Origin of the sequence: Tepidimonas aquatica (genome assembly GCF_007556585.1) — a bacterium.
GTDB lineage: Bacteria > Pseudomonadota > Gammaproteobacteria > Burkholderiales > Burkholderiaceae_C > Tepidimonas > Tepidimonas aquatica.
In genome coordinates, this window is record NZ_VJNA01000045.1 from 1 (window position 1) to 10,038 (window position 10,038).

The window sequence follows — 10,038 nt, forward strand, 5'->3', positions numbered from 1 at the left end:
GAGGATCATGCCACCCACCAGCGCGCCCAGCACGGCCAAAGCCAGGCCCAGCGCCGTGACCTCGCCCGTGGCGTCGGCCGGGGTTGGCGGCACCGGTGTCGTCGCGACCAGGGGTGCCGGCGCGGGCAGCACGGCCATCAAAAAGCCCACGCCCTCCACCGCCCGGGTCCCGAGCAACCAAACCGGCGTCGGCGCCAGCGCCCCGGCGGCGCTGGCCACCGCCAGCACCAGCAAGCCCGCCAGCATCACCCGCCGCGGCCCCAGCCGGTCGGCCACCTGGCCCAGGATCGCCCCCAACGTCATGCCCGCCAACTGAATCAGCGACAGCAAAAAACCGCCCTGGACGAGCGTCACACCCAGCTCGCGCGCCAGCACCGGCAGCGCGGGCGGCAGTTTGCCCACGTGCAACGCGCTGGCCACCCCCATGGCCACGATCCACATCGCGCCCGCCGGGATACCCCGCACACCCGCGCGCGCCATGGGGTCAGCCTCCAAACAGCCGCTGACCGGTCAGCCGCTCGTGCTCGCGGATGGCGTAGCGGTCGGTCATGCCAGCGATGTGGTCCGCCGCGCGCCGCCGCAGCGACACCCGCACACCGGGCCGTGGCGCCGGCAACAGCGTGGGGTCGGCGCAGTACGCGCGGTACAGGTCACGCACCACCTGGCGCGCGCGCGCGGTGGTCTCCAGCACCTGCGGGTGGCGGTACAAGTTGACCAGCAAAAAGCGCTTGAGCTCGGCGCTGGCCTGCCGCATCCCGGCTGAAAACCCCAGCAGCGGCCGGCTGGCGCGCACCTCGTCCAGCGTGCGCACGCCTGCGTCGCGCAGCGCGGCGCGCGTGGCGTCAATCACGTCGTACACCTGGGCGCTGAGCATGCGCCGGATCGATTCGTACAACAAGCGACGCCCCTGCAAGCGGGGGAATTCGGCCAGCACCTCACGCCGGAACTGGTCAAACAGCGGCACCGCCTCCAGTTGCTCCAGCGTCAGCAGGCCGCTGCGCACGCCGTCGTCGATGTCGTGCGCGTTGTAGGCGATTTCATCGGCGACGTTGGCCAGCTGTGCCTCCAGCGACGGCGACTGACCCAGCACAAAGCGCGCGCCCACGCCGCCAGGCTCGCGCACCTCGAGCCACTCGGCGTTGGCGCGCGAGCAGTGCTTGAGGATGCCTTCGCGCGTCTCGAAGCACAGGTTGAGGCCGTCGAACGCCGGGTAACGCTCCTCCAACGCATCGACCACGCGCAGGCTTTGCAGGTTGTGCTCAAAGCCCCCGTGCGGCTCGTCGGGGCCGCGCGGCTCCTGGGCGGCAGGGCCGTCGTCCTCATGCAGGCAGGCGTTGAGGGCATCTTGGCCGGCGTGGCCAAACGGGGTGTGCCCAAGGTCGTGCGCCAGCGCGATGGCCTCCACCAGGTCCTCGTGCAACCCCAGCGCGCGGGCGATGCTGCGCCCGAGCTGCGCCACCTCCAGCGAATGCGTCAGCCGGGTGCGGAACAGGTCACCTTCGTGGTTGAGAAACACCTGGGTCTTGTACACCAGGCGCCGAAACGCGGTCGAGTGGATGACGCGGTCGCGGTCGCGCTGGAAGGCGTTGCGTGTCGGCGCGGCCGGCTCCGGGTAGCGCCGCCCGCGGCTGCGCGCGGGGTCGCAGGCGTAGGGGGCCAGCGCCCCCGACGGCTGGGTGGTCCACACCGGCGCGTCCATCGGCCTGCCCCGCACGCCCAGCCTACACCGTGCTGGCCGCGCTGGCCTGCGGCTGCGCGCAACAGGCCTCAATCACCTCCGCCACCAGCGCGTCGGGCACGGGGCACAGATCGGCGCGGCCCAGCTCATCGACGACGACGAAACGGATGGCGCCCGCTTCGGCCTTTTTGTCCACCCGCATCAGCCCCAGGTAGCGCGCCGCGTTGTCGTCAGCCAGCCGTGGCGCACGCGTCGGCAGCCCGGCGGCTTCGATCAGGCGCGTGAGCCGCTGCACGTACGCCGCCGACACGCGCCCAAGGCGGTGCGACAGGTGCGCGGCCATCACCATGCCACAGCCGACCGCCTCGCCGTGCAGCCACCGGCCGTAGCCCAGCCCCGCCTCGATGGCGTGACCGAACGTGTGACCAAAATTCAGGATCGCGCGCAGCCCCGATTCGCGCTCGTCCTGCCCCACGACAGCGGCCTTGATCTCGCAGCTGCGCCGCACCGCGTGCGCCAGCGCGGCGGGGTCGCGCGCGCGCAGCCGCGCCAGGTTGGCCTCGATCCAGTCCAGCAGCCCTGGGTCAGCGATCGGGCCGTACTTGATCACCTCGGCCAAGCCGGCGTTGAACTCACGCTCGGGCAGCGTGCCCAGCGTGGCCAGGTCGCACACCACCCGCACCGGCTGGTAAAAGGCGCCGATCATGTTTTTACCCAGCGGGTGGTTGATCGCCGTTTTGCCGCCCACGGACGAATCGACCTGCGCCAGCAGCGTCGTGGGCACCTGCACGAACGGCACCCCGCGCATGTAGCAGGCAGCGGCAAACCCGGTCATGTCGCCAATGACGCCGCCACCCAAGGCAAACAGCACCGTTTTGCGGTCACACCCCTGCCCGAGCAGGGCGTCAAAGATCAGGTTCAGCGTCGGCCAGTCCTTGTGGTCCTCGCCATCGGGCAGCACCACCTGCAGCACCCGCGGGTAGTGCGGTTGCAACGCGGCGCACAGCCGCGCCGCGTACAGCGGCGCCACCGTCGTGTTGGTCACCACCATCGCGCTGGCAGCGCGTGGCAGCCCTGCCCACGTCGAAGGCGCGTCCAACAAGCCGGTACCAATGACGATCGGGTAGCTGCGCGCCCCAAGATCGATGGTCACGGTGTGCAGCACCGTCGGCGCTTCGGCCGGGGCGGGCAACGGGGCGTTGGTGGGGCGGGCGGCGGTGGTCATGCCGCAAGTTTAGCCGTGCGCCTGTGCCTGTGCCTGCACGGACGGTGGGGCGCCATCGCCCAGCTCCAGCTGCATCAAGATCATGTTGACCAACGTGGCCACCGTGGGACGGCCGGTTTCGATCACGTAGTGCGCCGTCTCGCGGTACAGCGAATCCCGCACCGCGTACAGATCGCGCAGCCGCTGCAACGGGTCGGCCACTTGCAACAGCGGGCGGGTGCGGTCGTGCCGCAAACGCCGGTACAACTCTTCCGGCGTGCTGCGCAGGTAAAACACCCGCCCGCGCGCACGCAGCCGCTGCCGGTTGGCCGGCCGAAGCACCGCCCCGCCGCCGGTGGACAGCACGCACGACTCGCCGCGCGTCAGCTCGTCCAGCACCGCCTCCTCCACGTCGCGGAAGGGCTCCTCGCCCTCCCGCTCGAAGAACTCGCGAATGCTGCAGCCGAGCCGCTCCTCGATCACGGCGTCGGAATCGACGAATGGCAGCTGCAACCGCCGCGCCAGCTGCCGGCCGACCGTGGTCTTGCCGGCGCCGGGCAGGCCGATCAAGATGACATGGCCAGCCATTAGGGACAAGAGGCCGGATTGGTGTCCACCACCGTCACCACCGCCGTCCCGATCGACCCATGGCTGTCGATGACCGTCAGCGTGACCGGGGTGTCCGCCTTCACACAGGTCGTGCCCGATACCGTACCCACGAAGGAGCCGGGCGTCTTGATCGAACCATCGGCATTGAACTCCGGCGCCGTGACCGCCGACACCGACACCAGTCCCGGGAAACTGCTGAGAACCGTCGGCGCACCCTTGGCCGCCGTCAAGAAACTGAACCTAACCGACGAACCCGACTGCTCGCCCAAACTCACCGCCGAGGGCGAAACACGGATTTGTGTCGTGGCCGTATTGATCGTGACTTTCGTCTTCACCGTTTTCCCAGAGGCATCGGAAAACACGACGTCGACGTCACCCGTGGCCAGCAGACCGAGAATCTCGAACTCGCTGTCCGATCCCGGAAGCAGCCGGACTTGGATGGCGGCGGGAATACCGCCCGCGATCGAGTACGGTTTTTGCCCTCCGGACAGCACCACCGTCGCAGGGATACCAATCGGTAGGGTCAGGTTGTCCGAAGAAATGCGCAGCTCCGGTGAGCCCACCGTCACCGCCACTTCCAACTCCTTGCCGGCGGCGTCTCGGATACGAACCTTCATGTCGCCGATGGCCACCCCCTGAATGCTCCATTCCTCCGCATTCAGCTGGGTGACGGTCGCGACCAAGGGTGCGCTGCCAGTAATGGTGTAGGGCTTCACCCCACCGCTGACACGGAAGGTGCGCGCCTGTGATGACCCCACCCCAATCGTCAGCGCAGCCGGGGCCGTCGTGTACAGGGGCACACTCGTCCCCACCGTCACGGACACCGTTTTGCTCGTGCCGGCATAGTCCGTGACAATCACGTTGGTAGACGCCCCCGGCGCGATGCCACCAACGACCAGCGAATTGCCATCCATGGCCGCCACGGCCACGGCGGCTTCGGAGGTCACCGCGCGATAGGGCGGCACGCCACCGGTCACGGGAAGCAGTTTGGACTCACCCGGCAAAACGGTGACCGCAGACACCCCACCGACCGAAAGCGCGCCCGTGTTCGGATTCGCACCGGGGGAACCGCCACCACCACCGCAGGCCACGGTCAGCAGACCGGCGATGAGTGCAGCGATCGCCCACAACGGCTTCATAGGCCAACGGATGAACCAGCGTTCCATATTCACAACCTCATTGGAAGGGCGTCGCCGCGCCATCGACGATGTACGGGGTCAGGAAGATCACCATCTCGCGCTTCTGCGTGTCGCGGTTACGGCTCTTGAACAAGTTGCCGACTACCGGCACGTCTCCGAGCACTGGCACCTTGTCGACACCTTGCGACTCCTCATGCTCGAATATGCCCCCGATCATCACGGTACCGCCATTCTCCACCATGACGTCGGTCTGCACTTCACGCACATCCAGCTGCGGCCCGGCGTCGGTGATGCGCAGCAGACGGTTCTTCGCGGCGGCCTTCAGTTTCACCATCACCTGCCCGGAGGGCGTGATCTGCGGCTCCACCTCAAGCTGCAGGTTAGCGTCGATAGTCTCGATGACATCCTCAATCTGACCGTTGGCAGCCTGTCGCCGACGGATGAAGCGGATCTGGTCGCCCTGCTTGATGGTCGCCTTGGTCAGGTCACCCGTGAGCACACGGGGACTGGAAATGATTCGCCCCTGGTTGTCCGACTCCAGTGCCGACAGCTCCAGGTTCAGAAAGCGGTTGGCCGCCGGACTGAAGAGGGAGATCGCGAACCGCGGCACTCCCGCCCCAGACAGGCCGCTGCGCGCCGGCAGGCTGACGAATGTCGTGTTCGCGTTGGTCATCAGGTTGGCAGTCTGCCCGGTGGTCGACGTGATGGCGTCGTAGGAGCCAGCAATGGCGGCGCGCGCAGTCCCCCCGACGCTGTAGCCTGCATCGCCGCCGCGGATCGTGCGCAGGTCAGCCCCACCCAGCCGCACGCCCAGCGAGCGGCTGAAGCCCTCGCGCGCCTCGACGATACGTGCCTGGATCATGACCTGCCGCCTCGGCGTGTCGACCTTAGCCATAAACTGACGCACCGCCTCCAGCCGCGAGGCCACGTCGGTGACGAACACCTGGTTGGTGCGCACATCGGCAATGACCGAGCCGCGCGGTGACAGCAGGCGATTGGTGCTGGCGTTCTCGCCCGATCCGGTGTTGACGCCTTGCCGAAGGGCCTCGGCCGCCTCCTGCGCCTTGGCGAAGTTGAGCCGGAAGGTCTCCGTCTGCAACACCTCGAGAGCCTCGAGCTTCTTGTTGACCTCCCGCCGTGCCACGGCCTCGTCGTCCAGCTCCTTCTTAGGCGCCACCCGGATGACGTTGCCGGTGCGGGTCATGCCGAGTTGCTTAGCCTCCAGGATGATGTCCAGCGCCTGGTCCCAAGGCACATCCTTCAGACGCAGCGTCAGGCTGCCCTGCACGGTGTCGGTGGTGATGATGTTGAAGTTGGTGAAGTCCGCAATAACCTGCAGCAGCGCGCGCACGTCGATATTTTGGAAGTTTAGCGACAGTTTTTCGCCGCTGTACTTGGGCCCCTGCACAAGCTTGGTCGGGTCGGGTTTGAGCGGGCGCACCTCCAGCACAAACTGCTTGTCGCTTTGGTAGGCGCTGTGCTCCCAGTCGCCGCTGGCTTCGACGAGCAGCCGCACGCGGTCGCCGGTCTGCGTCGCGGTGATGGTGCGCACCGGCGTGCCAAAGTCGGTGACGTCGAGGCGACGTCGCAGTCCTTCGGGCAAGGTGCTGCGCTGGAACTCGACCACGACGTTGCGTCCCTGCGGGCGAATGTCGACGGGGGTTTGGGCGTTGCCCAGTTGCACGATCACGCGTCCTGCGGCGTCGTCACCACGGCGGAAGTCGATGTCGGCCAGCGGCGCGGCGGCGGCATCCGGCGCGGCGGTGCTGGCAAAGGTTGGCGCCGCCTCGGCCGTCGGTGCCGCGGCCACTGGGGGCTGCAGGGTCACCAGCAGCACGTTGCCTTCGGCGCGCGCCTCGTAGGGCACCGACCGGTTGAGGTTGAGCACGACGCGGGTGCGTTCGCCGGCTTCGATGACGTTGACGGAGCGCAGGTTGCCCTGGTTGACGTCGATGGCGGTTTTGCCGGTGGCGTTGCGCGTGCCGGCAAAGTCCAGCGCGATGCGCGCCGGTGACTGAATCGTGAACGTCGGTGGCACCCCGGGCAGCGAGGCCTCGGTCTCGATGCGCACGACTTCGACGCCGCCGCTGACCTGGGCGCTCACCGCCCGGATCGCACCCTGCGCCCACGCCCAGCCGTGCGAACACAGCACGCCCAAGCCCACGGCCCACGCCACCCAGCGGCCGGGCCGCCGCGCGGTCGCTGCGGGCCGCCGCCCCTGGTACCCGAGTCGCTCGTTCATTTGCCAGTTCCTTCCTGCAGCTGCAGCGTCGTGGTGCGCTCCACCCATTCGCCAGCGGCGTCCTGCACGATTTCGCGCAGGGTGATGTGGTTGTCACCGATGGCGGTGACGCGCCCGTAGTTTTGCCCCATGTAGTTACCCACGCGCACCTGGTACAGCAGGCCGTTGGCGCGCACCAGTGCCACGCGCCGGCCGCCCTTGTCCAGCAAGCCGACCATGGCCATGGTGTCCAGCGGGAAATCCTCCAGCGGTTCGCGCTTGCGGTTTTGCTCGGTCGCCAGCAGGCGCGACAACACCGCGTTGGCGCTGTCGCTGCGCAGCGCTCGCACCAGCTTGTCGTCGCTGAACGGCGACAGCTCCGCAGCCACGATGTACGGCTCGGGCTGGAACACGCTGGGGGCCTTGACGGGCTCGACTTTGGGCGTGGCCTGGGCACGTTGCTGCACCATCCACTGGGCGAGGTCGTCGTCGCGGGCGCCACAACCACCCACGCCCAGCAGCAAGCCTACCAGCGCCCAGGCGCCCCAACCACGGTCCGGCCTCATTGTTTGCCTCCCTGGGCCTTTTTGGCCGCGGCTTTGCGCGCCAGCACCTCGTCGGGGTCGAGGTAGCGGAACGTCTTGGCGGTGGCTTCCATCGTCAACTGGTCGTTGCGGTTCGGCGTGGGGGCAATCGACAGGTTGTTGAGCGTGACAATGCGCGACAGGTGCGCCACGTCGGCCACGAAACGCCCGATGTCATGGTAGGAGCCGGAAACCCGCACGGTGATCGGCAACTCGGCGTAGTAGTCGCGCACGACCTCCTGCCCTGGGCGGAACAGCTCGAACTGCAGACCACGGCCGATGCCCGCCTGGTTGATGTCGGACAGCAGCGCATCCATCTCGGCGCGGTTCGGCAGTTGTTTTTCGAGCTGCGCCACGTACTGGCGCACCTGTTCCAACTGGCCTTTGAGCGTATCCAGAGCCACCGCCTTGGCCACTTTCTGGGTGTACTGGGTACGCAAATCGGCCTCGCGGCGCTGGGCGTTTTCCAGGGCTGCCGCCTGGTCCGACAGCCACACGTACCACAGCCCCGCCAGCACCAGCACCGCCACCGCCAGCAACAGCAGGCCGCGCGGCAAGGCCGGCCAGCGCGACGGGTCGTTCGGGTCGAGGTTCGTAAATTGACGCCGCAACAGCGCCACCAGGGCCGTCACGTCGACAGCCGGCTTGCGAGCGGGTTTGCCTCGGGGGTTGGCCATGGGAGTGTCCTTCGCACGATCCTTTAGGCCGACGGGCCGGCGCCAGGCTTGGCCGCGGCCGGCGCGGGCCCCGGCGCCGACGGCCCTTTGGCTTGCTGCACGCGCAGCGAAAAATTGAACACCCGCCGCTGGCCGCCTGGGTTGAGGTTCATCGTCGCGGCGGCGATTTCGATCAGCTGCGGCTGCGTCAACCATGGGCTGGCCCCACCCAGGTTGCGCAGCAGCTCCGACACCCGCTCTTGCGACTGCGCCACGCCGGTGATGGCGATCGAGGTGCCGGATTGCTTGATCGAACGCAGCGCCACGCCGTCGGGGAGCTGGCGCACCAGTTCGTTGAGCAGGTGCACCGGCAGGTTGCGGTCCGCCTGCAAGCTCTCTACCGCCTCTTGCCGAGCCTTCAGCGCGTCGAGTTCCTCTTGCAGCGTGGCGATTTCCTTGATCTGGGCGTCGAGCTTGGCGATTTCGGTTTGCAGCAGGCGGTTGCGTGCCTCTTGCGCGCCGATGCGCACCTCATACAGCGTGTAGACGCCGACTGCGATGCCCACACCGACCAGCACCGCCAGCACAAGCTGCGTATAAAACGCCTCGCGGCGCTTTTTGCGCGCCCATTCGCGGTGCGGCAGCAGGTTGATGGCGATCATGACGCAAACCTCCGCAGCGCCAACCCCGTGGCCACGAGGTACGAGGTGGACTCCAGCGCCAGGCGCGCCGCCGGAATCGACGGTGGCACGGCCATGCCATCGAACGGGTTGACGACGCTGGCCGCGAACCCGGTCTGCAGGGTGACCGTCTGCGCCAGCCCCGGCAGGTTGGCCGAGCCCCCCGACAGCAGGATATGGTCCACCCGGTTGTGCGGCGTGCTGGTGAAGAAAAACTGCAAGGCCCGCCCGAGCTCCTGACCCAAGCTGTCCAAAAAGGGCTGCAGCACCGCCTGCGCGTAATCCGGGGGCAGCGCGGCGCCGCCCTGCTTCTTTTTGAGCTCGGCTTCATCGCGGCTCAGGCCGTACTGGCGCGCGATCATCTCGGTCAGCCCTTCACCGCCCATCGGCTGGTCGCGCTCGTAGACCATGTCGTCACCACGCACCACCTGCAGCGTGGTGGACTGCGACCCGATCTCGAACAACGCCACCAGCTGCTGGCGCCCGCCAGGCAACCGTTCGATGGCCCGCGTCGCGGCCAGCCGCGATGCGTACGGCTCCACGTCCACGATCACCGGCTGCAGGCCCGCGGCTTCGGCCACACCCTGACGGTCGTTGACCTTTTCCTTGCGCGCGGCGGCCACCAGCACTTCCTGGTAGCCCGCGGCGGTGCTGGAGGGACCGATGACGCAAAAGTCCAGCGCGACATCGGTCAGCGGAAACGGGATCAGTTGCGCGGCTTCGGCCTCGACCTGGATTTCGAGCTGGTCTTCGTCCAGCTCGGCCGGCAGGCTGATCTTGCGGGTGATGACGGCCGAGCCTGGCAACGCCAACGCGGCGCGCTTGGTGCGGGTGCCCGCTTTGTGCACCAGCCGCCGTAGGGCTTCGGCCACTTCGTCGAACTTTTCGATGTTGCCGTCCACCACCCAACCCCGCTCCAGGGGCTCGATGGCGCAATGCAGCAGGCGCAGCGCCCCGCCGCGGTCGCGGTCGAGCTCCACCAGTTTGATGGTGGAGGAGCTGATATCGATCCCCAGCAGCGGGGCTGGTTTTCGGCGCAACAGGGCATTGAACGCAAACAAATCCCCCCCCCCACACTCGACCACGTGCAACACGGCGCGACACTCGACACTCGTTTGCTGCCGATCCTAGCAGTTTCAACGCCCAGTGACTACCTTCGGCCCCGTCATCGTCGCCGTCGCGGGCGTAGATGCGCAGCGGAAGCTTCGGTCGGTAGTCGGCCAGCTCGCTGACGTCGGGCAGGTTGGGATAGGCCAGCGCCAGCCCC

General features: G+C 67.9%; 10 protein-coding genes. All 10 read right to left on the reverse strand.

The window, feature by feature from the left end:
* Positions 1–480 (reverse strand): MFS transporter (locus Taqua_RS12250; RefSeq protein WP_246094720.1); only part of this gene is annotated, 480 nt, incomplete at its 3' end.
* Between the two features lie 4 nt (positions 481–484).
* Complete coding sequence (locus Taqua_RS12255; protein ID WP_144326889.1) at positions 485–1,699, reverse strand: deoxyguanosinetriphosphate triphosphohydrolase; 1,215 nt, start codon at positions 1,697–1,699, stop codon at positions 485–487.
* A gap of 22 nt (positions 1,700–1,721) precedes the next feature.
* Positions 1,722–2,903, reverse strand: a complete 1,182-nt coding sequence (aroB, locus tag Taqua_RS12260) for a 3-dehydroquinate synthase (protein WP_144326890.1) — start codon at positions 2,901–2,903, stop codon at positions 1,722–1,724.
* Between the two features lie 9 nt (positions 2,904–2,912).
* A complete protein-coding gene (locus tag Taqua_RS13615) occupies positions 2,913–3,470 on the reverse strand; it encodes a shikimate kinase (protein ID WP_144326897.1) in 558 nt (185 codons plus the stop codon).
* A complete protein-coding gene (locus Taqua_RS12270) occupies positions 3,470–4,657 on the reverse strand; it encodes a hypothetical protein (protein WP_144326891.1) in 1,188 nt (395 codons plus the stop codon). The genes Taqua_RS13615 and Taqua_RS12270 overlap by 1 nt, the downstream gene beginning before the upstream one ends.
* A 10-nt stretch (positions 4,658–4,667) precedes the next feature.
* Positions 4,668–6,794 carry a type IV pilus secretin PilQ gene (locus Taqua_RS12275; protein WP_246094721.1) on the reverse strand — a complete coding sequence of 709 codons (2,127 nt, stop codon included), beginning with the start codon at positions 6,792–6,794 and terminating at the stop codon, positions 4,668–4,670.
* Positions 6,795–6,868: 74 nt separating this feature from the next.
* Positions 6,869–7,417, reverse strand: coding sequence for a pilus assembly protein PilP (locus Taqua_RS12280; RefSeq protein ID WP_144326893.1), 549 nt, complete (start codon positions 7,415–7,417; stop codon positions 6,869–6,871).
* A complete protein-coding gene (locus Taqua_RS12285) occupies positions 7,414–8,112 on the reverse strand; it encodes a type IV pilus inner membrane component PilO (RefSeq protein ID WP_144326894.1) in 699 nt (232 codons plus the stop codon). The genes Taqua_RS12280 and Taqua_RS12285 overlap by 4 nt, the downstream gene beginning before the upstream one ends.
* Before the next feature lie 23 nt (positions 8,113–8,135).
* A complete protein-coding gene (locus tag Taqua_RS12290; RefSeq protein WP_144326895.1) occupies positions 8,136–8,753 on the reverse strand; it encodes a PilN domain-containing protein in 618 nt (205 codons plus the stop codon).
* On the reverse strand, positions 8,750–9,832 hold the full coding sequence (locus tag Taqua_RS12295; protein WP_144326898.1) for a pilus assembly protein PilM: 1,083 nt from the start codon (positions 9,830–9,832) through the stop codon (positions 8,750–8,752). The genes Taqua_RS12290 and Taqua_RS12295 overlap by 4 nt, the downstream gene beginning before the upstream one ends.
* Between the last annotated feature and the right edge of the window lie 206 nt (positions 9,833–10,038).

Coding starts and splice junctions, on each gene's coding strand:
- Taqua_RS12280 (WP_144326893.1), bottom strand. CDS start 7,417: ATGAGGCCGGACCGTGGTTGGGGCGCCTGGGCGCTGGTAGGCTTGCTG.
- Taqua_RS12270 (WP_144326891.1), bottom strand. CDS start 4,657: ATGGAACGCTGGTTCATCCGTTGGCCTATGAAGCCGTTGTGGGCGATC.
- Taqua_RS12255 (WP_144326889.1), bottom strand. CDS start 1,699: ATGGACGCGCCGGTGTGGACCACCCAGCCGTCGGGGGCGCTGGCCCCC.
- Taqua_RS12285 (WP_144326894.1), bottom strand. CDS start 8,112: ATGGCCAACCCCCGAGGCAAACCCGCTCGCAAGCCGGCTGTCGACGTG.
- Taqua_RS12290 (WP_144326895.1), bottom strand. CDS start 8,753: ATGATCGCCATCAACCTGCTGCCGCACCGCGAATGGGCGCGCAAAAAG.
- aroB (WP_144326890.1), bottom strand. CDS start 2,903: ATGACCACCGCCGCCCGCCCCACCAACGCCCCGTTGCCCGCCCCGGCC.
- Taqua_RS13615 (WP_144326897.1), bottom strand. CDS start 3,470: ATGGCTGGCCATGTCATCTTGATCGGCCTGCCCGGCGCCGGCAAGACC.